Consider the following 21,711-nt stretch of genomic DNA (forward strand, 5'->3'; position numbering starts at 1 on the left):
CGTTTATTTCCCTATTACGGCGCTCGACCTCTCCAAAAGGGAAAATAACATAGTTTCTTATACGATAAAAAAACATACCACATTATTTTGCGGTATGTTTTTTCCTTATTGTTCTACACAGCCTTCATCCGTACAATAAGAAGTCTTTGATTTCTTCTTTTTTGCTGCTGGGGATTTTTCTTCCTCTTCCCAAACTTTAGCGAGTGCCTGTGAAAATACTTCGCTCGGCTGGGCCCCGGATAACGCGTATTTCTCATTAAAGACAAAGAACGGGACACCTTGCACACCAAGCTCGTGGGCAACAGCAATATCTTCTTTCACTTTCTGGGAATATTTTTTCGATTGTAACATCCTACTTGTTTCTTTTGGATCAAGACCAACTTCGGCCGCTAGCTTAACTAATGTATCGATATCACTCAATAATTCCGATTCGGTGAAATATGCGTGCAGGAGACGTTCTGTCATCGCTTCTCCCTTCCCTTTCTGCTCAGCATAATGAAACAGGCGGTGAGCATCAAAGGAGTTCGCATATTGCATCGTATCGAAACGATAATCGAGTCCAACTAATTTCGCCTGGGCACTGACTTGTTCATTCATCCTTTTTACCTCATCTAATGGGATTCCCTTTAGTTCGGAAAAGGTTTTATAAAAGTCTTTTCCCGGAATGTGCTCGGCGGTCGGATCAAGCTGGTAACTTTTATATTCAATTATCACAGATTCATTATGCGGGAACCCTTCCAACGCTTTTTCTAAAATTCTTTTCCCGATATAACAGAAGGGACATACAAAATCTGACCAAATTTCGATTTTCATTTAAATGGTTCTCCTTTAATCGTACAATTTCCAATTCGCTTAAGACTGCATTAATTGTAGCATAGAGGGGGGTATCGTTGAAATAATCTGCCTGAATAATACACAAAAAAACAGCGGGCCTATTTTCAAGCTCCGCTGCTTTTTCATTATATTAATCAAATGAATATTTTTCCTGAACGGTTCCGTCTTTCTTGTAGACAGTGACAGAGGTTCCTTTATTATCTGCAATTTCTTTTGCCCGTTTTATGGCGTCACGCTTCGCATCAAAAACATTGCTCGGACGCTCTGCTCCTTTGGATTCGACTGCCCAGCCGTCCTCATGCGCCCGCACAATTTCTCCTTCTTCCATTCGTTCCGGATTACTTTTATGCTTGCGGTCCTCCGGGGATCGGGTCGTGACTTTTCCATATTTCCGGTAATGCTCCACTTCCTCATCCGTGGCATTTTCGCGCCATTCTTTTGCTTGGCTAATGGCTATCGGGAGTGCGCGTCCTTCCTCATAACCTTCATCAATCATGGCGTTGGCAATATCTATCGCTTTCTTCCTTGTGACGTCGGGTAAATTTTTCATGGATGGAGGATAATCCTCTATTGTCCAAACCATTTTCATCCTTCCCAGTCTGTTAATTCTATTACCCAGGTTGGAAAGAGATGAAACTTGCTTTACATTTCGTCCATAAGGGATGTGCCCATAATATTGACACGTTTCGTATTCTTGAGTTCTTCTAGGTTCTTCACACCAATTCCAAACATTGTCATCTGGAGTTCCAGTTCAATTTGTTCCATTGTCTCGTGAACAGCTTCCGGCGATTCAGTCGCTGCTTTTAGTAAATGACGAGCGAACCCGATTATATCAGCACCGATTGTAATTGCTTTTGCAGCATCCACCCCGGTACTCATTCCGCCGCTCGCTACAAGAGGCGCGTCAGGTAACTTGTTTCGGACAGACACGAGACAGTCCTTCGTTGGTAGTCCCCAATTGTTAAATGCCTCGGCAGCTGCCTTCTTCAATTTATTCCGGGAGCGTAGTTTCTCCACTTGGCTCCAAGATGTACCGCCAGCACCTGCGACATCAATGTAAGCAATTCCTGCATTGTATAATTTTCCAGCGACTTCTCCGTCAATTCCAAAGCCGACCTCTTTGACGCCAACAGGTACTTCCAGCGTCTTACATACCTCTTCAATTTTAGGTAGCAGATTTTCAAAGTTGACATCACCCTCATCCTGTACGATTTCCTGCATACTATTTAAGTGAAGGACAATTGAATCTGCGTCAGTCTTATCAATAATCCGCTGGCATTCTTCTGCTCCATAACCGTAATTGAACTGCACCGCTCCGATATTGACGATTAATGGAACGGTAGGAGCTTGCCTGCGGATCAGGAAGGATTCCTTATGTTGGTCACTTTCTAAGAATGCACGCGTAGAACCAATCGCCATCACCCAGCCTCGCTCTTCAGCAGCTAGAGCCAAGTTCTGATTAATTTCTGTCGCCAGTTCTGAGCCACCGGTCATCGAGCTTACAAGAAATGGAGCCTTCAACTGCTTTCCTAAAAAGCTCGTTTCCATTGAGATGGAGTCGAAGTTGATCTCCGGTAATGCATTATGTATAAAATGAATGCCTTCTAAGCCTGTCGATTTATCTACACCTTCCACATTCCCCGTTAAACATAAACGGATGTGCTCGGTTTTTCTTTGGTTAATTCCTTTGGTCATCGTATAGTACCTCCGAGAAAATAATTTGCCTTATTAGCTATTTTACTTGTTTCATCTGGTAAATAAAAGAAGAAGCTCTCTTGTTGATTGAACAAAGCCAGGACTGGATGATTCGAGGGATTAGGAGCTCGATCATCACACCAGGCAAAAAACAAGGGAACGGTAAATGCAAACCAATCAACACTACCCCCTTTGTCTGAAGAAACAAAAAATTGACCTTGTTTCATACGTCAAGGTCAATTTCTTCCGTTATATTAGGATACCTTCGAAGGGATAATCTTGTTAATCCGTTCGATGATACGTTCAACTGTTGTATCAAGAGATGCTGCTAATTCTTGGAATATGATCCGCTGAATTTCTTCAAGCATCTTCTGGTCTTGGTCATACATTCGTTCTTTATTTATTTTCGCTTCTTTCTGTTTACGCATGAGAGTGTTGGCAATCTTAACAATCTCATCGCGGTCACCACTATTGATCAAGCTGTTATATTTTCTATTACGTTGTTTGGCATCCTCAATCCATTCGATTCCAGGTTCTTCAAAGGATTCAAGGATTGTTTTTGCCTCTTTCTTACCCATAATATCCAACATGACGACCTGTTCATTATCCACCGGTACACTGATTGTTAAATTCGGATCCTCCATTGGATGCAGAATATAATATTCACGTGTTACATCCCGGTAGCTTCTTTCGCAAATGTCATCAATTTTACATACACCATGTGAAGAGTAGATGATTAAATCTCCAACTTTAAACATTTGCCAACCTCCATTTTCTCTCGTTCATCAAATCGAGTCACACTTTAATTTTACTACTTTTTCAACAATTTGTCAACTTGTTGACAACCCCTCGTCAAGCTCTGTATAGTATAGCTCGGGTGTTCAACTATACAGTTGTTTGAACGGTTCTGGAATAGGTAATTAAACTTTATAACATGGTACGGAAATAAGAGGTGTTCATACATGACAGGAGAAATCGTTACGATAGATATATTTGATTTACTAAGAAAAAAACATCAAGAGACTCGTGATGCTATTGAAAGCAGATGGAATGATCGAAATGAAATTCAACTTACAAGTTCCGAATGGTTCATTTTGGATTGGATCAATTATGGAAGAGAACTGATTGCAGACGTCGGAAGAAATGGAAAGTTCACGCGCCAAGGAACCCACAAGTTAATTCGGAAGCTTGAAGAGCGTGGACTAGTAAAAACAGAGCCGACTGAGAATAATAAGCGGAGTAAATACGTACAATTAACACCACTAGGAGTCATTTGTTACGAAGAAAATAAAGAATTGAAAACGGCACTCGAAGAACAAATCCGCCATGTCCTTGGAGATGAAAAATACGGAGAATTGGTAAACATACTCTCGACAGATTGGGAATTGTAACGTTTATCACGTATTAACGGTCTGTAATACCCCTCACGTCTAAACATGGAAGGAAGCCCAATATGTGAAGTGGGGGATATACAGCCCGTAAATACCTGATTCTGTTCAACTAACATTCAGTGGGGAGGTAAGGATTCCCCACTGAATGAAGTTTCACTTTATCACGTATTAACGGTCTGTAATACCCCTCACCTCTAAACATGGAAGGAAGCCCAATATGTGAAGTGGGGGATATACAGTCCGTAAATACCTGATTCTGTTCAACTAACATTCAGGGAGGGAAGGAAACCCCCACTGAATGAAGTTTCACGTTATGAAAGGAGAATCCTTTTGAAGGAGAAAGCAAAACGATTTGCAGAAAAAGCCCACGAAGGTCAATACCGGAAAGTCGGCAATGTTCCCTATGTCACCCACCCTATTCGCGTGGCAACCTTTTTGGAAAAAAACGGCGCAAGTGATGAACTCATATGTGCTGCTTATTTACACGATGTAGTTGAGGATACGCCAATAGAAATAGAAGAAATTGAAAAAGAGTTTGGTAAAGCAGTAGCAGACCTTGTACGGTCCCATACCGAAGATAAATCCAAGTCATGGAAAGAACGGAAGCAGCATACCCTCGATATATTGAAAAAGGCCAGCAGTGAAGAAAAGCAACTCATCGTTGCGGACCGATTTGATAATCTATTGTCACTTGAGAAAGACATCAAAGAACAGGGACAAGCCATTTGGGATATATTCAACGCAGGATATGAAGACCAGAAATGGTATAACGAAGGAATTGCAGCGAACATGGACCAAGGTCTAGCCCAAGAGGATCGGCCAGCATTTTTTGATGATTTTACAGCTGCTGTAAAACGAATATTCCATTAAAACAATAGCCTAAGTTCCTTATCTGAACTAGGCTATTATTTGTATCTTCTTAACAAAGGCGCAAGCGCCCGTTTAGCAACGTACAAACTGGATCACTCCGGAATGAGATATAGGAAACATGCCCCTTTAGGGGTATGCCGCTGTTGGGCTTTAGCCCGCACTTAGGCGGCCCTCCTTTAGTTTTGAGTTGATGTTGACTTATCGATTGGAGGAGTGTGAAGTTTGATAGTTGCTGGGCGCTGGAGCCGGACGTGGCTAGCCCTGGATACCTAAGTTATTAAGGCATTTTTATTTTATACCTTCTTATCTTTTTAAAACCATATCCTTTTTCTTTTTCTGCTTGGATTTCCTCTCTCAACATAACCGTATCTACGTCCCGGCATTGGATCCTGATAGCGCAACTATCTTCACGTTTTTTCAACCTTATTTTTTCGTAGTGTATTTTTTAACAGCTGGTAAAATTTCATTCCCGATAATTTCAATATTCTTCTTCATCTTTTCTAGTGGAACACCGCCAAAGTCGAGCTGAGCCATATATCTTTGATGGTTAAACTGTTCATGTTGATACAGGATTTTCTCAATGATCTGTTGCGGACTACCGACATTGATTACACTCCTAGGGTCAACGGCTTGAGCGAATAATTGTTTCGGGAAACCTTGACCATTGGTCAGCTTCATTCCTTCATTGATGTGCGGGTAATACTCTCGTAAAGCTTCCTGTGAAGTTTCCGCCGCATAGAAAAAGGTTGTCGTCGCAACCGGGAAATCGTCTGGATTGTGGCCTGCTTGCTGTAATGACTTACGGTACACATCAATCGGCTGTTTAAAGGAAGAAACCGCTCCACCTAACATCGCCTGGCTCATCGGCACACCCTGTAATCCTGCTTTAATGGCACTCGCTGGTGTGCCGCCAACCGCTCGCCAAATCGGAAGTGATCCATCTTGCGGCCGTGGCAAAACTTTCGCATTTCGTAAAGGCGCTCGATGTTCCCCGCTCCAATTCACTATTTCCTTTTCATTAATCTCCAGTAGCAATTCAAACTTCTCTTCGAACAACTCTTCATAATCACGTAAGTCGTAACCTAATAATTCAAAAAGCCCGACCCTTGAAGCACGCCCAGCAATAATCTCCGCTCGTCCGTTTGAAATTAAATCAATCGTGGCAAAATCTTCATAGACACGAACTGGGTCCGATGTACTGATAATTGTTGACGTACTGCCAAGTTTAATCTTTTCCGTCGCTTGGGCAATTGCTGACAATATAATAGCATGGGCTTGAGTTGCGAAAAACTCTTGATGGCTTTCCCCCACTCCAATAAAGTCTAACCCCGCTTGTTCCGCCAGCTCGGCAACTTCTATAATTTCCTTTATTCGTTGCTGCGCAGAGATGCGTTCTCCTTTATGCGGGTTATATAAATGGTCCCCTAATGTGAAAATCCCGAACTCCAATCCATTATTAGGATTTATGCGATATTTTTCCATATTTATCTGTCTTCCCTTCAATTATCCATTAGCACTTCAGTTAATAACTTAACTGATATTTACCATCAGTTTAAACCTTAACTGAAGAATGAGTCAATCTTCCCGCTCAAGAACAGGCGCTGGAGCCGGGCGTGACCAGCCCTAGATATCTAAGTTTTCCATAGCATTTATATTTTATAGCTTCTTATAAACAGAAAAACGCCCTTCCAAAATAGCGATGAAGGGCACCATTGAACCTGCTATTTCTCAACTTTTCTAAGGAGATGGAGGAGTTGTTTTTTTTCCTCGATTGTTAGCTTTTTGAAATAGTCTTGTTGAAATTCCTCCAGTACTTGATTGGATTCCTTGTAGACGGTTTTCCCTTTTTCGGAGAGGGAAATATAATTTGTTTTCCAATCTTTTTCCTTTTTTATTAAATCAAGCTGCTCCAGTCTCTTAATAATCTGTGTGATATTCGCTTTGGTTACCAACAGTTGATCGGCGAGCTCTTGTTGCGATAAGGTTTTCGCCTCAGCAATTCTACTTAGGATATCGTACTGGGCATTGGTTAGATTCCAATCCTTTAAAATTCTGCTTGATCGTGCTGTATTATTTTTATAATTCCGGTAAATCCGGTACCAGAGTAAAACACTCAATTTCCTATGTCTATTTGAGTTAGACCTTGAAGAGCCTATTGCCATTTCCTCCTCCAATTATTTCGCTAAATCTTTCCTGTAAAGAAAGCAACCTTTCACATGATCGTTAACCAAGCCTGTCGCCTGCATAAAAGCATACAAAATAGTTGGTCCAGCAAAACTGAAGCCCCGCTTTTTCAAATCTTTAGCTAACGTCTCTGATTCTTTTGTCTTCGCGGGGACTTCTTCATGTTTGTTCCAATGATTAATGATCGGCTTTCCACCGACAAACCGCCAAATATAAGCATCAAAGCTGCCAAATTCATCTTGTATCTTTAAAAAGACTTGCGCATTCTTCCTAACAGATTCTATCTTTCTACGGTTACGGATGATTCCAGAATCCTGCAGCAGCTCCTCCACTTTCCAATCGGAATATTGGCTGATCACTTCCACATTGAAATCATCGAATGCTTTTCGGTAATTTTCCCGCCGTTTTAAAATTGTAATCCAGCTTAGACCAGCTTGAGCACCTTCAAGTGTAAGCATTTCGAAAAACTTCCGGTCATCATGTACAGGTATACCCCATTCTTGATCATGATATTCCATGTAAAGCGGATCATCCGTTACCCAGGAACAACGTGTTACATCCATCGCTTAATCTTCCCCGATTTCAATTTCATTTTCATCATAAGAAATCCAATCGCTGAAGCTCCCTGGATAAAGCCGCACATTCTCATACCCAGCAGCCTTCAATGCTATTATATTAACACAAGCAGAAACACCGGAACCACAGGAGACGATAATTTCATCATTTTTATCCAAATCCGAAAAATGTTGCTGCAATTCTTCTCCCTTAAGCCACTTCCCATCTGCAGAAAGAACGGCTTGCCACGGATAATTTTTCGCTCCTGGAATATGACCTGCTTTACTATAAAGCGGTTCATAATCTCCTAAGTATCTATTTTTCGCACGTGAATCAATCAATACCGCGTCTGTATCCAACTTCTCTCTCACCGTCTGCATATCAACAATTTTATCCTCATCAAAGGTTGCGGTGAATTTTTTCGGTTTAAGGGAAGGAATCGCATCCGTCACTTCATTCCCTTCCTCCACCCAGCGGGCATAGCCACCTTCTAAAATATATACCTTGTCATGGCCAAGCGCATCAAGCAACCACCAGAGCCTCGCTGCAAACATATCATTGCCTTCATCATAAATAACAACTGTTGTATCTTCATCTATCCCAATATTTCCAAGTTTTTCAATGAAATTCGGGAAGTCCGGCAATGGATGTGAACCACCATGTTTGAGTATTTTTCCTGAAAGATCTCTATTCAAATCCAAATACACTGCACCAGGAAGATGACTTTCCAGATACAATTTCCTTCCTGCATCTTCATCATCAAGCTTGAATCTTGTATCCACAATCACCGTATTATCTTGATTATTCTCTAATCGTTTCTTTAAGCGTTCCACGCTGATTAAATTCGTCATCAAAAATTCCCTCCAAATCATTTCATCCTTACCTTCATTGTAGCCGTTTCTTTATAAACAAGAAAGATTTTTATTCAAATTTTCCGATACTTAACCGGAGTCGCATTCGGCGCTTCCGTAAATGTATGCTAAACTATGGGTAATGTGATTGCTAATCAGACTATTATTAAAGGAGTGGATGCAGGATGAAAGAAGAACTAATTGAACGACTTACTACATATGCCAAAATTGACACCCAGTCGAATGAGAACTCAACGACAATCCCAACGACAAAAGGCCAACTCGAACTTGTCGACGTATTAATCCGCGAAATGAAAGCAATTGGACTAGAAGACGTGGAAGCCGACGAAAATGGTTATTTAATGGGAACACTTCCGAGCAACACAGATAAAGATGTTCCTACTATTGGATTCCTTGCTCATTTAGATACATCAACCGACTTTACAGGCAAAAATGTTAATCCGCAAATTATCGAGAATTTCGATGGCAATGACATTACGCTGAATAAAGAACTTGGCGTAGTGCTATCTGCACAGGAGTTTCCCGAGCTCCCTAGTTATAAAGGACATACATTAATGACCACAGACGGCACAACATTGCTTGGTGCCGATAACAAAGCAGGAATCGCAGAAATCATGACAGCGATGAATTATTTGAAGCAACACCCCGAAATCGAGCACGGCCGCATTCGCGTCGCCTTTACACCAGATGAAGAAATTGGGCGCGGTCCACAACATTTTGATGTAAAGCGTTTCGATGCGACGTATGCTTACACCGTCGATGGCGGTCCACTCGGCGAATTGCAGTATGAAAGCTTTAATGCAGCAGCTGCGAAAGTAACTTTTAAAGGAAATAGTGTCCATCCAGGAACCGCCAAAAATAAAATGGTAAACTCCGGTAAGCTCGCTGTTGAATTCATTCAGAAATTCCCGGAAAAAGAAGCACCGGAACATACGGAGGGCTATGAAGGCTTCTATCATCTGATTTCCATAGAAGGTGATGTCGAAACAACAAAAGTGTACTATATTATCCGTGACCATGATAAAGATAAATTTGCGGAGAGAAAAAATACTGTAGAGCGTTTCGTCAGTGAAATGCAAGAAAAGCACGGCGCGGAAAATGTTTTGCTGGAAATGAAAGATCAGTATTACAATATGCGTGAGAAAATTGAACCGGTAAAAGAAGTAGTGGAAATCGCAAGTCAAGCGATGAAAAACCTTGATATCGAACCGATCATCGAACCAATCCGCGGCGGAACAGACGGCTCCCAACTTTCTTACATGGGCCTGCCAACTCCAAATATCTTTACCGGCGGCGAAAACTTCCACGGCAAATTCGAATACATCTCCATCGACAACATGGAAAAAGCAACCAAAACAATCATTGAAATCAGCAGACTCTTTGCCGGGACAAGGGGTCAGAGGTAGTGTCCCAGTTTGAATCCTATTGTATGATTTTTATTGGCTCGTTTCCTAAATGAATCGTTAGAAAAAAGCATTCGTTCCGGGAACGAATGCTTTTTTCTAAGGCTGTAATGCTATGGGTCAGTGCCCTTTTGGGTGTGCATTTGTTGCAGAAGCGATAATCAATTATTTTTGGGACAGTGCCTCCGACCCTTTTGTCCCACTTACCCAAACTGGGACAGTGCCTCTGACCCTCTGTCCCACCATTCATTAAATTATTTCGTTATCAGTTTCGTGCTACCGTTATCTGCGACAATCACTTTCTTCGTCATATCCACAAATAAACCCGTTTCAACAACACCAACAAGCGCGATTAGTTGTTCGTGTGTCGCTACCGGATCATGGATCTCTTCAAATGCACAATCCAATATATAGTTCCCGTTATCCGTAACGAATATTTCACCAGCTTTTTCTCTCAACTTTGGTGCGCCGCCTAATTTTTCAATCTTTCGAGCGACTACTTCCCAGCCGAATGGAACGATTTCCACTGGCAAAGGAAACTTACCTAAAGTGGAAACAATTTTTGATTCATCCACAATGACAATAAACTCTTTTGCCGCTGCAGCTACAACTTTCTCACGGAATAACGCTCCACCGCCGCCTTTAATGAGTTGAAGATTGTCATCCACTTCATCCGCACCGTCAATCGCAATATCGAGTTCTTGGATATAGGAAAAATCAGTAAGCGGAATGCCGAATTCCTTTGCCCACTCATCCGTGACTTCCGAGGTGGAAATAGCTACAACATTTAATCCTTCCGCCTTCACTCTTTCTCCAAGCGCTTTCACCATATAATATACAGTCGAGCCTGAACCGAGCCCTACTTTCATTCCATCTTGAATATATTTTACTGCTTCTTGTCCTACTAGTTGTTTTGATTGGTTCATTGGATTCTTTTTCCCCTCCCGAGTCCCGCGCTACAAAGCGCCTATAAATTTATTGCATTTTTTACAGCTTTAATCTTACCTTCTATTGTACGTAATTGTAACATTTGCTCAGTTAATTTTACCATTTCTTGTAGACTGAAGTAGGGTTGATTAAATGGAATACACGTTCATTTTAACAGTATCCATCTCTTATACCAACGCTAAAGAAACCGCCTTCTTTTTTGAATTAATCTAGCATTACTAAAGTAAATTGTATTCAACTATGATAATGAATACAACATTATCTCCAACAGGAATCTAATTTAATTTAGTTTTAACTTTTACTTTTTTAAATTAATGTAAAGATACAGTTATGCGAAAAGGTTTATTTCTCTATCCTCTATTAAGTTAACTTTCTCTCATAACACCGGTTGGTTTTGAGACTGCATGTGCTCCAAGTTCTGGATAAAATAAAACCTTAATAGAATCGATCTGACGGTTAATAATTTTATCGAACATTTCTGTTCCTTCTCGCAGCTCAAGTCTATGGGAAATCATTGGATTAGACTGGATTTGTCCTGTACTCATATAATGAATGCTTGTTTTCCATTCCTTTCCTGGGAACGGTGCGGAAACTGAATTCCATGATCCATAGACTTTTAGCTCATTGCGTACAATTTTCTCAAAGTAAAAACGTTTAATATTTATATCAGCATAAGGTATACCCATAAATACAACTTCCCCACCTTTTTTCGGTAGAGCAAATACTTGTGCTGATGTTACTGGGGAGCCAGCGGATTCAACTGCTAAATCAACTCCTCGGCCATGTGTATAATCAGCTATTTGTTCATGTGCGGGTGATTCTAACGAATTTATTAATACATCCGCTCCAAGTTCTTTTGCTATTTTCAAATTATTATTGTCTATATCAATAGCATAGACTTTTCTTGCTCCAAATATTTTGGCCCATTGAACCGCTAATAAACCAATGCTCCCAACTCCCATAATTGCAACCTCTGCCCCCGGCTGTATAGTAGTACGATAGAAACCATGTACTACTACAGAAGATGGTTCCACTAAGGCAGCTGTATCGAAATCAACATCATTTGGAAGAGCAATTAAATGACTGGCCGCTATTTTTACATACTCTGCATAAGCACCTGGATGACGAGCACCAATTACTGTTAAGTTTTCACACTGAGATGGTTGACCACTTCTACAACTTTCACATTGACCACACACGTATGTTGGGCATGCAGCCACACGATCACCCGGTAAGAAATGGGTTACTCCTGCACCTACTTCATCAACAACCCCTGAAAATTCATGTCCAAAAGTCATTCCCTCTACATAAGGCCCGAGTTTATTATATCGTGATATATCAGATCCACAAATTCCCACTGCTTTTACTTTAACAATAACATCATCTCTATTTTCAATAACAGGCTTGGGAGAATCTTCAAAACGTATATCTTTTATTCCGTAGAGATTTAACGATCTCATATCAAGACTTCCTTCCTTGCATCTAAGCTGTTCTATTAATAGTTGGTTGATTCATTCGCCTTATTTTTTTTCGTAAAAAATAATTTATAAAGAGCAAGACCAACTATTATCATGTTAAATAACATCTGATGTTCAAAATAAAAATGGCTAATCCCTCGCATTGGTCCTAACATAAAATCAAGCATTGTTTCTACCATATCTACCCCTCATTTTCTTTAAATTAATGAGTTCAGTCACTTTCCAATTAAACAACTTTCCCTTAATTAATAATTAACCTTTGAGTTTTCTCCATTGATTATAGCAACAGCACTGCTTGCACCTAAACGAGTTGCGCCAGCTGCAATAATATTCATTGCATCTTCGTAAGTCTTAACTCCCCCAGCTGCCTTTACTCCAATGTTATTGCCGGCAACTTTACGAAGAAATTTCACATCTTCAACTGTTGCGCCTCCACCGTTAAATCCAGTGGCTGTTTTTACAAAATCAGCACCAGCTTCCTTAATCAGTTCAGTTGCTATCACTTTTTCATCGTCTGTAAGTAAGGCTGTTTCAATAATAACTTTAGTCGTTAAACCTTTAGAAACTTTCACTACTTCGACAATATCTTTTTTCACTACATCATATTCACCTGATTTTAATGCACCTAAGTTAATCAACATGTCTATTTCTTCTGCACCATTCTCAATCGCTTCCTTTGTTTCTTCTACTTTTACATGAGTAGTGGCGCCACCAAGTGAAAATCCGATAGGCGCGCCCACTTTTATTCCATGCGGAGAAAGGAGTGAGTGTGCGTAAGAAATATAATACGGATTTACGAACACAGTTTTAAACCCATGCTCTATAGTTTCTTCGCAAAACTTCTTAATATCTTCTTTTGTAGCCGTTGGATCAAGTAATGTATAATCAATAATTGATGCTAAATTATCATATTTATTCAATTCTATTGACTCCCTTCATAGGTGTTTATTAATCTTCTATTGGAGTTAGCAAGACTTTAATTGCATCTCCACTTTTAATTGCGTCATATGCTTCATCCCATTGTGTAATGTTAAATTCATGTGTCACCAGTGCTTCTGCGTTTACTTTTCCTTCGTTCATTAATGCAAGAGATGGTTCCCAGTCAGCAGGTTTTTGACTTCTGCTACCTACGACTCGGATTTCTTTTTGTATAATTTTTTCTAAATCAAATTGCACTTCGGCATTAGCGAAGATGCCAACTTGAGCATATTGACCTTTTTTGCGTAAGAGATCTAAACCTTGTTTTGCAGCCGGAACAGCACCTGAACACTCGAGAACAACGTCTGCTCCATAGCTATTTGTTAATTCATTCACTAATTCATTTACATCTTGTTCCTGTGTATTGACAGCATAATCAATACCAATTTCTAATGCTTTATCCAAACGGATTTTATCATTAGTTAAACCAGTTATGATAACTCTAGCTCCACGACTTTTCGCAACCTGAGCTGCAAGTAATCCAATCGGTCCTGGGCCAATAACAACCACGAGATCACCTTGATTAATTTCGATATTCTCAATAGCATGATAGGTACATGCCAATGGCTCTGTCATCGCAGCTGAACGATAATCCACATTATCTGGAAGACGATGAACACTTTCTTTTCGGGCGATTACATATTTCGTAAATCCACCGTCTTGTTGCGTACCGAGTCCCTTACGATAATTACAGAGATTATAATCACCAGATTGACAATACTTACACACACCGCAAATATAAAAAGTAGTTTCAGAAGTCACACGATCGCCAACATTTAACTCATTAACTCCCTCACCAAGCTCCACTATTTCGCCAGAAAATTCATGTCCTAACGTCACCGGAGCCTTTACTTTGTAATATCCTTCATACGTATGAATATCTGAACCACAAATACCAGCGTATTTTACTTCGATTTTAACTTGATCTTTCCCTGGGGATGGTTCCGGTTTATCTTTAATTTCTAAATGACCAAATCCTAACTCTGTTTTTACAAGTGCTTTCACGGCAAATCCTCCTTAAAATAAATATGGAACGCTCTCCGATTACCAGATGATCGTTCCATAATTGTCATCTCTTCATCTGGACCTGCTATATCATTACTGTCGATTTAAGGTTTTCGAAGAGTTAATATTAAATATTAATATTTACCAATTTAACTACGTCATTTCATTTAATTAAAAATTCCAAATATCTTCCAGATAATCCAGTTTATTAAGTTACCACCCTGGTCAATACTAGATATCATCGCGGATCCTTCTGGTAAGTTGACTTCAGCTGAAATTGCCATATCTGTCATAATTGGGGCAATATCGGTTGCCATATAAAGTGAGAACCCTATCATAATCGTTCCAACAATCACAGAGTGAATAATATTACCTTTAGAAGCACCGACAATAAATGCAATGACGAACGGGATTGTTGCTAAGTCAGCAAAGGGAAGTACTGCGTTACCTGGTAATATGACCGCTAAAATCACTGTAATTGGTGTCAAGATTAAGGCTGTAGCGATTACAGATGGATGACCTAAAAGAACTGCGGCATCAAGTCCAATTGTAATATCGCTTTCACCAAATCGTTTATTTAACCAGCTACGCGCGGATTCAGATACAGGCATAAGACCTTCCATTAATATCTTAACCATACGAGGCATCAATACCATAACTGCTGCCATAGACATACCTATGTTAATAACTTCACCAACACCATATCCTGCTAATACGCCAATCGCAGCGCCAAGAATCAATCCCATAATCATTGAATCTCCGAATACCCCAAAACGCTTTTGGATAGAATCTGGGTCTGCATTTAATTTATTTAAACCAGGTATCCTTTGAAGTAATTTCACTAAAGGAATAAATGGTGCATATGAAATTGTACTGCCAGTAGCAACTGATACACCCGGCATTTCATAAAAGTCACGAACCATAGGAGTTGTCCAATCGGCAATTTTCAAACATGCAATTTGGAAAATAACAGCCGCAATTAGTCCCTGAATAACACTACCAGATATGGTATATACTAAAGCTGCCATAAATGTATAATGCCAATAATTCCAAATATCTACATTCATTACTTTGGTGGTTTTTGTTATAAGCATTACAACGTTAACTACTAACCCTAAAGGAATAATAAATGCCGCTACTACGGATGCCCAGGCAATAGATGAAGTCGCCGGCCAGCCAATATCAATTACATTCAAATCGACACCTAGTCGTTGAACCATTGATTGAGCTGCAGGACCTAGGTTAAGTGTCAACAAATCGATTACTAAGAAGATACCAACAAACGCTACACCAATTGTTATACCTGAACGAAATGCTTTACCAGGTTTTTGGCCAAAAAACAAACCTAAAATGAATATAGCTACAGGCAGAATTACCGTTGCTCCCAAATCTAAGAAAGCTTGCAAAAAATCTACAAATGTTTGCATTTTTGTAATAGCCCCCTATCATGCTTATTACCTCGGCTTTTCAAGAATAGAAAAGCCGAGACTATTATTTACTTTTTAAGTTCTTTCAAAATACGTTTCTTTGTATCTTCTATACCGACGCCAGTAAGAAATGATTGTGCGTTGATCACTGGGAATCTATACTCTTTTTTCGTCATTGCAGTAGTTACTAATAAATCAGCTGTTTCTTCATACGAAGGTACCTCAGCAATTTTGATTTGAACTAGGTCAACATCAATATTGTTATTTTTAGCCATCTCTTCTATTGCACTGTTTACTACAGTAGAAGTTGCAATACCTGCACCACATGCTACTAGTACTTGTTTTTTCGCCATTATTTTTCACCTCCTTCAAATGCAATACTTACTAATTTCTTCTCTAGCAAATTTTTAATGTTTATTTTATTCGTTTGACGAATAATGTATTTCAGTGTGTCTTCTTCTTGAAAAATCTGCATGAGCCGTTGTAATAATACTAGCTGAGAATCCGCTTCATCCATCGCTAACATGAATACTAATTGGACGGGGATTGTTTCACTATCATCCCCCATAATTTTAAAATCAACAGGTTGTTTCAGAACGGCAACACTTATAGTTTTTTTAATAACATGTTCTACATCAGTATGAGGAATAGCAACTGATACCCCAGCAGTTGGAAGCCCTGTTGCATATTCTTCTTCGCGTGTCATAATTGCAGAGATGAAGCTTTCCTTCACTAACCCATGATTCACTAAATTTTTTGCTATTATTTCTAAAACTTGTGTATCTGTCTCTCCCTCTACATCCAATAGAATGACAGATTCATCAAATACTAAATCACTCATATTTACACCTCGGTATATTAATTAAAAATAAATTATTCATCGGAATAACTGGATAAAATTTCATATACCTCATCAGTTGATTTGGCATTTATCACTTCATTCCGATCTTCATCAGAACCCGATAAATTCATAAGCTGCATTAAAGCACGTAGATGTTGTTGCTTATCCTCTGCAGCGATGATAATAATGAGCTGAATTCGATTGGTCTGAAGATAATCCACTCCATCCCGAACTCTCAGCAAGCTCATTCCAACTTTATGAACACCGTCGTCTGGAGCTGCATGTGGAATTGCCATACCCGGACCAATGATGATATATGAATCTTGTAAACTATATTGAATCATGGTTTCTACATAGCTTTTATCAATATTTCCGTTTTTGACCAATGGATTTGCAGCGATTCGAACAGCATCTTCCCATGAAGAAACAGTATTCCTTAATATAATCCTATCCGGTGTTATCATTTCATTTAGGTTCAATTCATCACTTTCTTGAACTTGCTTGATAATGGCTGAATTATCATCGCGTTTAAAATAACCTTCTAATGCTCTAGCTAACTCTTTTTCATTCCGAATCGCTGCATGGTTAGATATGATCTCAACTACTTGATTAATATCAATGTCGTTCGGAACATATCCATGGATCTCCAGCATGACTTGATTTCGCAAACGATTCCTTTCTTCCTGACCAAGAAATGTTTTTGTGACAAAAAGCTTTTTCTCTGTTTCAATATATATTGGAGAAAATACTACATCAAAATCTAATGGATAATGAAGGTATTCACGGACCGACAGAAAGTCTAAAAACACAAATTCTGGAAATAACTCTCGCAACTCGTTAAACAAAATCCTGGAAACAGAAACACCTTGTGGGCAAACAACAATTGCTTTGACCTTCTTATCTATGCTCTCCCCTTGACGGTTCATCCAACCACCAATTAACATTGTGATGAAAGCAATTTCATTGTCTGGTATTGTTTCACCAATTAGGTCTTCTAACGGACCAATTGAACGTTTAACTAAATGATGTAACTCTTTAAATTGTGAACTTAACTTCCCTTGCATGTGAACGATACTGTCCGTCAGATGATATTTGATCCGGTAATATGCTGGCTTAATATGTTGAAACAATTTATCTAGTAACTGGTCCCTATCTTTTAAATAAATGCATGCACTCTTTTCAAATTGTCTAAGCATGTTATCGATAGCCGGAAATAGATTTGGTATTGTTTCCTCCATTACAAGATTTGAAGAGAATATACTCGCTGTTAATAAATGTAAGGTGATGAATACCCTTTCTGACTTTTCGATATTCTTGTAACCATAGAGCAACTCTTCTGTTGCTTGGTATTCTTTTGTATTAGACAGTTCTTCATACTCTATGGGAAAAGTTTCAATAACATAGCCCTGTTCAACTCTTCTCAGGATAAGCAGTAAAATTAGCGGCATCGTTTTCAATTTTTCATCCGTAAATCTTAAGCTTAGTTCATTTTCCACTTTTATAATTCGATTCGTGAATTCTTCAATCTCACGAGAATGAAGAAAAGCAATTTCCTTAAATCTTGTTTCTCCATTACTCATTTGCAACACTTGGTAAGTGATATAAATAAGAAGTTTACGAATTTGAAATTCCTTTCCTTCTATTAAATAACCATGCTTTCTTGAGTAGCGAATATCCAGGTGATAATTATTTATTAATTCCTGAGCTTGTTTCAAATCACTTAAAATTGTGTTCTTACTAACGTCTAAATCAATCGTAAAATGATTTAATGATAGTTCTTCCTTGGAGCTTAACAACATCAGTAAAATAAGATACACACGTTGTTCTTCAGTTAGAATATTCGGATCTGAAACAGGCATTATATTTTCATTGGTAGCTAATTCTGTAAGGATGGCTTGATTAATAACAAATCGTCCTTGCCTGGTTCTTTCTATAATTGGAAGATCATTTAATTCGAGCCATTCATTAATCTTCTTGATGCTATAACCTAATTGTCTTTTGGTTAAGTTATACTTCTTTTCAATTGATGCACTAGTTATGCTCGGATTACTAATTAATTCATTTAGAATCTTTGTACTCCTATCACCAAGCCCCAACGTTCTCCCTCCTACATATATAATCTTAACATCGTTCCAAGCAATAATGGTCACGCTTTCATCGCAAAGTGTCGGACAATCATTGTACAATGTTGTGATTTACAAAGAACATTCAAGAATTCGAATTACATGCTCACGTTCACAACTCAATCGTACTTAACGGATTATTCCATTTAAAGCTAATACGTATGTTTTAATTATCTTTCCCACCTTGCTCTCCCTCGTTTCCTATGAGAAAATGTAGGATGCTAACCACTTAAATTACGTAGATTGTAGGGATTAGAATGAAACGGAAGTCTATTATAATTGCCTTATTTACATTGCTATTATTACTAGCCGCTTGTACGGACGGCGAAGAAACATCTAATCATTCATCTGATTCGGAAGCAGCAAAAGAAACGGAAAAAGATGTTAAAGTGAATGATGAGGATGTTGCATCCCCAGCTGGTGAATTGCAAAAACTGGATGAAGGAGAAGCTGTAGCTCAACTGCAAGCAGACTTGGAAAAAATCGGCTACACACTCCCAATAGACGGCGTTTATTCGGATGTAACGACCTGGGCAATTACAGATATTCAATTACAACTGGATGATTTATATGTAACAGGTGTATATGATGAAGCAACTCAGGCTGCCATGGAAAATATCTTAGAAGGAAAACTCACAATCGAAGTAGGAGCGGGCCTCCCACCACTTGCCGAACCAGTAACAACAGACAGTGGATCGCTTGTCGTTGGTAATCCATATGACCAGCTTGCCATCATAAATAAAGAGAATGCTTTGCCGGAAGACTATGAGCCCCATGACCTTGTCGTCCCGGATGTAAGGTTCCCATTTGAAGAAGATTTACCGAAAAAACAATTACGCGCACCGGCTGCGGAAGCGTTAGAAGCATTGTTCAGTGAAGCAGAAGCAGCGGGATATGAACTGTTTGCCCAGTCCGGTTATCGAGGCTATGATACCCAAGTCTCCCTGTTCAAGGCCTATGCGGCTGAACATGGTGAAGAGGAAGCGAACATCTTCAGTGCACGACCTGGAGAATCCGAACATCAGACCGGGCTTGCCATGGATATTACGAGTGAAAGTGTCTCCTATCAGTTGACAACCGATTTTGGAGAAACTCCTGAAGGACAATGGGTCGCCGAAAATGCCCACACATTCGGTTTTATCATCCGCTACGAGGAAGGTAAGGAAGATGTAACACAATACCAATTTGAACCATGGCATTTACGTTACGTCGGAGTAAAAGCGGCAACGGAAATGGTCGAGAATAACCTAACAATGGAAGAATATTTTGCAGAAAATGAATAAAGAAAATGAAAAGCTCGGAGTGTCCGTCAGAAGGCACTCCGAGCTTTATTCCATGTAAAAAGCTGATAAGTTATAATTATCTTTGCTGAACCACCGGTACGGAACACTCTTCTTCTGCATAGAAACCCAGTATTCATCTCCAATATATATATCTTCCCAAACAATATTGATAGGCACTCGTTTGTTATCAGCATCAAAAAAAATAGCATCATTGAGATGAACATTTACCTCTTCTTCTGTATCTAATCTCGTGACGGATATTCTGTAGCCGTCATCATTCGGTTCTTTCTCTTCTACCCGCACCATTCCGAAGTAGGAACTATCACTGGATAAAAGTGGCAAAACAACGAAAACTATAAGCAGAGGAAAAATTATATAAATGAAAAGCTTCTTTAGAACGGAAGATTTCATACCTACTAACCCCCAAAAATTTCACTACTTATACCACCAATAAAATTGTACCATTGTTACGGGAGTTGTATCAATCAAAATAAAAAGCCCGAACAAACAGTTTACCTTATGCGTCACGCATCCTGTTCATTCGGACTTTTTATCACTTTATTCGATTCTAATTTAACTAACACCTCGAGCCTCTTTCCCCTCATGCAAATCCTTGTTGATCTGTACATCAAGCGCACGAATTCGCAGAAGTGCATTTTCAAAGTCAATCTCCTTATAATGATGATTGCCTCCACCCTCTTCATCCGCTTCATCAGCCATGGCGACAACTCGCTGAAGCGGTTCAAGTTCCAGCTGTCCATTCGGCAAGTATGAATCCGTATGGAGCAAGATAGCAATCGCTATTTTCTTCGCTGCGTGACGATCCTCACCCAGTCTGATTAATAATTTATGCGCCCGGCTTGCACCCTTTATCGCATGGATATCATTTTCTTTATAAAGGTCATAATCCCATTCACCATCTCGATACCAGGTGTAATGACCAATATCATGAAGGAGCGCCGCTTTTGTTGCATAATCCGCATCCACTTCAAACCGTTTTGCAAAAATATAAGCATACTCCGTTACAGCTACAGCGTGAGCAATCCCTGAACGCTCAAGATACTTCTGGGTAATTGGATGCAGGAAGACTTCTTCTAATGTAATTCTTCTCATCGGAAAACCTCCTTCTATTCCTGAATATCATCCAGTATCTTCCCTTAAATCCTTTAACTTTTTAATGCTAAATTCCTGCAACTATATCATATTTTTCATTAATTTTCAATAGGAACATGCCGGAGCCAGCTATGAGGAGTAAACTTTTATTGTGAAACGGTTTATTCGGAAAAATCACTTATCCACAATTGGTGACTTTTAACGCTTCCTTTTTATTATTCTAGTGCTTTTCGACACGTTCGAACCGTTTTTAAAAAGTTGTACAATCATATCCGTAATCTGCGTTACCTCAATAATTATTCAGGAGCCACAAGTTCCACTTTAATCCTATCCGGATCTTCGAAGTACACAGCATAGTGGTTTTCTCCCCCAGCAAAAGGATGTTTCTCCGGATAAAGAATATTTATTCCTCTGTCTTGTAATTTATCCGTCATTTCATCTACGTGCCGACGTGAGTTTGCATAAAACGCCAAGTGATTAAGTCCCACCCGGCATCTATGATATGGAGTATCAAGAAACCTATCTTCCGCCTGTACAAACACAATATAGGTTTGATCTATTTTCCAGCTTTGTCCATTTTCCCATTCTTGAAAAGAAGTATATCCTAAATCTTTTAGAAACCAGCCCCAAAAATCTACTGTCTTTTTTAAATCCGATACATATAGTTCGATGTGGTGTATCAATCCTTTTGACATTGAAAGTCCCCCCTAT

Annotated in this window: 24 protein-coding genes; 4 read left to right on the top strand and 20 right to left on the bottom strand. The window is 39.4% G+C overall.

What is annotated here, in order from left to right; translation table 11 throughout:
* Window positions 1–105 precede the first annotated feature (105 nt).
* From IEX94_RS10735 to IEX94_RS10755, 4 genes are all read right to left on the bottom strand, one after another.
* On the bottom strand, window positions 106–813 hold the full coding sequence (locus IEX94_RS10735; RefSeq protein WP_156856048.1) for a DsbA family oxidoreductase: 708 nt from the start codon (window positions 811–813) through the stop codon (window positions 106–108).
* 151 nt (window positions 814–964) lie between these two features.
* Window positions 965–1,417 carry a DUF2188 domain-containing protein gene (locus tag IEX94_RS10740; RefSeq protein WP_156856049.1) on the bottom strand — a complete coding sequence of 151 codons (453 nt, stop codon included), beginning with the start codon at window positions 1,415–1,417 and terminating at the stop codon, window positions 965–967.
* 59 nt (window positions 1,418–1,476) lie between these two features.
* Window positions 1,477–2,529: a type 2 isopentenyl-diphosphate Delta-isomerase gene (gene fni / locus IEX94_RS10745; protein WP_188857158.1), complete on the bottom strand. Its 1,053-nt coding sequence runs from the start codon at window positions 2,527–2,529 to the stop codon at window positions 1,477–1,479.
* A gap of 254 nt (window positions 2,530–2,783) precedes the next feature.
* Window positions 2,784–3,287, bottom strand: a complete 504-nt coding sequence (locus tag IEX94_RS10755) for a CarD family transcriptional regulator (protein ID WP_156856052.1) — start codon at window positions 3,285–3,287, stop codon at window positions 2,784–2,786.
* A 204-nt stretch (window positions 3,288–3,491) separates the two neighbouring features.
* Here IEX94_RS10755 and IEX94_RS10760 point away from each other — a divergent pair, with 204 nt between their 5' ends.
* Window positions 3,492–3,920, top strand: coding sequence for a MarR family winged helix-turn-helix transcriptional regulator (locus IEX94_RS10760; RefSeq protein ID WP_188857159.1), 429 nt, complete (start codon window positions 3,492–3,494; stop codon window positions 3,918–3,920).
* A gap of 330 nt (window positions 3,921–4,250) precedes the next feature.
* Window positions 4,251–4,790: an HD domain-containing protein gene (locus IEX94_RS10765; protein ID WP_156856054.1), complete on the top strand. Its 540-nt coding sequence runs from the start codon at window positions 4,251–4,253 to the stop codon at window positions 4,788–4,790.
* A 423-nt stretch (window positions 4,791–5,213) separates the two neighbouring features.
* On the opposite strand, the gene IEX94_RS10770 is transcribed toward IEX94_RS10765, so the two are convergent.
* The 4 genes from IEX94_RS10770 to IEX94_RS10785 form a co-directional block, all read right to left on the bottom strand.
* Window positions 5,214–6,272 (bottom strand): LLM class flavin-dependent oxidoreductase, encoded by a 1,059-nt coding sequence (locus IEX94_RS10770; RefSeq protein ID WP_156856055.1) that lies wholly within the window; start codon window positions 6,270–6,272, stop codon window positions 5,214–5,216.
* Between the two features lie 239 nt (window positions 6,273–6,511).
* A complete protein-coding gene (locus IEX94_RS10775; RefSeq protein WP_194461805.1) occupies window positions 6,512–6,952 on the bottom strand; it encodes a MarR family winged helix-turn-helix transcriptional regulator in 441 nt (146 codons plus the stop codon).
* 12 nt (window positions 6,953–6,964) lie between these two features.
* Window positions 6,965–7,537, bottom strand: a complete 573-nt coding sequence (locus IEX94_RS10780; protein WP_188857161.1) for a DNA-3-methyladenine glycosylase I — start codon at window positions 7,535–7,537, stop codon at window positions 6,965–6,967.
* Window positions 7,538–7,540: 3 nt separating this feature from the next.
* A complete protein-coding gene (locus IEX94_RS10785) occupies window positions 7,541–8,380 on the bottom strand; it encodes a sulfurtransferase (protein WP_188857162.1) in 840 nt (279 codons plus the stop codon).
* Between the two features lie 185 nt (window positions 8,381–8,565).
* Between IEX94_RS10785 and pepT the strand changes: the two genes are divergently transcribed.
* On the top strand, window positions 8,566–9,807 hold the full coding sequence (gene pepT / locus IEX94_RS10790) for a peptidase T (protein ID WP_188857163.1): 1,242 nt from the start codon (window positions 8,566–8,568) through the stop codon (window positions 9,805–9,807).
* Window positions 9,808–10,058: 251 nt separating this feature from the next.
* Here the strand turns inward: pepT and rpiA are convergent, their stop codons facing one another.
* The 9 genes from rpiA to IEX94_RS10835 all read right to left on the bottom strand — a co-directional run bounded on the left by rpiA (window position 10,059) and on the right by IEX94_RS10835 (window position 18,577).
* Window positions 10,059–10,730, bottom strand: coding sequence for a ribose-5-phosphate isomerase RpiA (gene rpiA, locus IEX94_RS10795; protein ID WP_188857164.1), 672 nt, complete (start codon window positions 10,728–10,730; stop codon window positions 10,059–10,061).
* 387 nt (window positions 10,731–11,117) lie between these two features.
* Window positions 11,118–12,212 (bottom strand): galactitol-1-phosphate 5-dehydrogenase, encoded by a 1,095-nt coding sequence (locus tag IEX94_RS10800; protein WP_188857165.1) that lies wholly within the window; start codon window positions 12,210–12,212, stop codon window positions 11,118–11,120.
* A gap of 35 nt (window positions 12,213–12,247) precedes the next feature.
* Window positions 12,248–12,409 (bottom strand): hypothetical protein, encoded by a 162-nt coding sequence (locus IEX94_RS10805; RefSeq protein WP_188857166.1) that lies wholly within the window; start codon window positions 12,407–12,409, stop codon window positions 12,248–12,250.
* 66 nt (window positions 12,410–12,475) lie between these two features.
* Window positions 12,476–13,150 carry a deoxyribose-phosphate aldolase gene (gene deoC, locus IEX94_RS10810; protein WP_188857167.1) on the bottom strand — a complete coding sequence of 225 codons (675 nt, stop codon included), beginning with the start codon at window positions 13,148–13,150 and terminating at the stop codon, window positions 12,476–12,478.
* Between the two features lie 28 nt (window positions 13,151–13,178).
* A complete protein-coding gene (locus IEX94_RS10815) occupies window positions 13,179–14,213 on the bottom strand; it encodes a zinc-binding dehydrogenase (protein WP_188857168.1) in 1,035 nt (344 codons plus the stop codon).
* 167 nt (window positions 14,214–14,380) lie between these two features.
* Window positions 14,381–15,640: a galactitol-specific PTS transporter subunit IIC gene (locus IEX94_RS10820; protein ID WP_188857169.1), complete on the bottom strand. Its 1,260-nt coding sequence runs from the start codon at window positions 15,638–15,640 to the stop codon at window positions 14,381–14,383.
* A 68-nt stretch (window positions 15,641–15,708) separates the two neighbouring features.
* The gene (locus IEX94_RS10825) at window positions 15,709–15,993 is read right to left on the bottom strand and encodes a PTS sugar transporter subunit IIB (protein WP_188857170.1); all 285 of its coding nucleotides are present in this window, start codon (window positions 15,991–15,993) and stop codon (window positions 15,709–15,711) included.
* Window positions 15,993–16,481, bottom strand: a complete 489-nt coding sequence (locus tag IEX94_RS10830) for a PTS sugar transporter subunit IIA (protein ID WP_188857171.1) — start codon at window positions 16,479–16,481, stop codon at window positions 15,993–15,995. Before IEX94_RS10830 ends, IEX94_RS10825 begins: the two co-directional genes overlap by 1 nt.
* 32 nt (window positions 16,482–16,513) lie before the next feature.
* Window positions 16,514–18,577, bottom strand: coding sequence for a BglG family transcription antiterminator (locus IEX94_RS10835; protein WP_188857172.1), 2,064 nt, complete (start codon window positions 18,575–18,577; stop codon window positions 16,514–16,516).
* Window positions 18,578–18,861: 284 nt separating this feature from the next.
* On the opposite strand from IEX94_RS10835, the gene IEX94_RS10840 reads away from it, so the two are divergent.
* Window positions 18,862–19,887: a D-alanyl-D-alanine carboxypeptidase family protein gene (locus tag IEX94_RS10840; protein ID WP_188857173.1), complete on the top strand. Its 1,026-nt coding sequence runs from the start codon at window positions 18,862–18,864 to the stop codon at window positions 19,885–19,887.
* A 45-nt stretch (window positions 19,888–19,932) separates the two neighbouring features.
* On the opposite strand, the gene IEX94_RS10845 is transcribed toward IEX94_RS10840, so the two are convergent.
* The 3 genes from IEX94_RS10845 to IEX94_RS10855 all read right to left on the bottom strand — a co-directional run bounded on the left by IEX94_RS10845 (window position 19,933) and on the right by IEX94_RS10855 (window position 21,695).
* A complete protein-coding gene (locus IEX94_RS10845; protein ID WP_194461806.1) occupies window positions 19,933–20,298 on the bottom strand; it encodes a hypothetical protein in 366 nt (121 codons plus the stop codon).
* Between the two features lie 162 nt (window positions 20,299–20,460).
* Window positions 20,461–21,000: an HD domain-containing protein gene (locus tag IEX94_RS10850; protein WP_188857175.1), complete on the bottom strand. Its 540-nt coding sequence runs from the start codon at window positions 20,998–21,000 to the stop codon at window positions 20,461–20,463.
* A 296-nt stretch (window positions 21,001–21,296) separates the two neighbouring features.
* Window positions 21,297–21,695 carry a VOC family protein gene (locus IEX94_RS10855; protein WP_188857179.1) on the bottom strand — a complete coding sequence of 133 codons (399 nt, stop codon included), beginning with the start codon at window positions 21,693–21,695 and terminating at the stop codon, window positions 21,297–21,299.
* Between the last annotated feature and the right edge of the window lie 16 nt (window positions 21,696–21,711).

Origin of the sequence: Oceanobacillus indicireducens (assembly GCF_014647195.1) — a bacterium.
GTDB classification, from domain to species: Bacteria; Bacillota; Bacilli; order Bacillales; family Amphibacillaceae; genus Oceanobacillus; species Oceanobacillus indicireducens.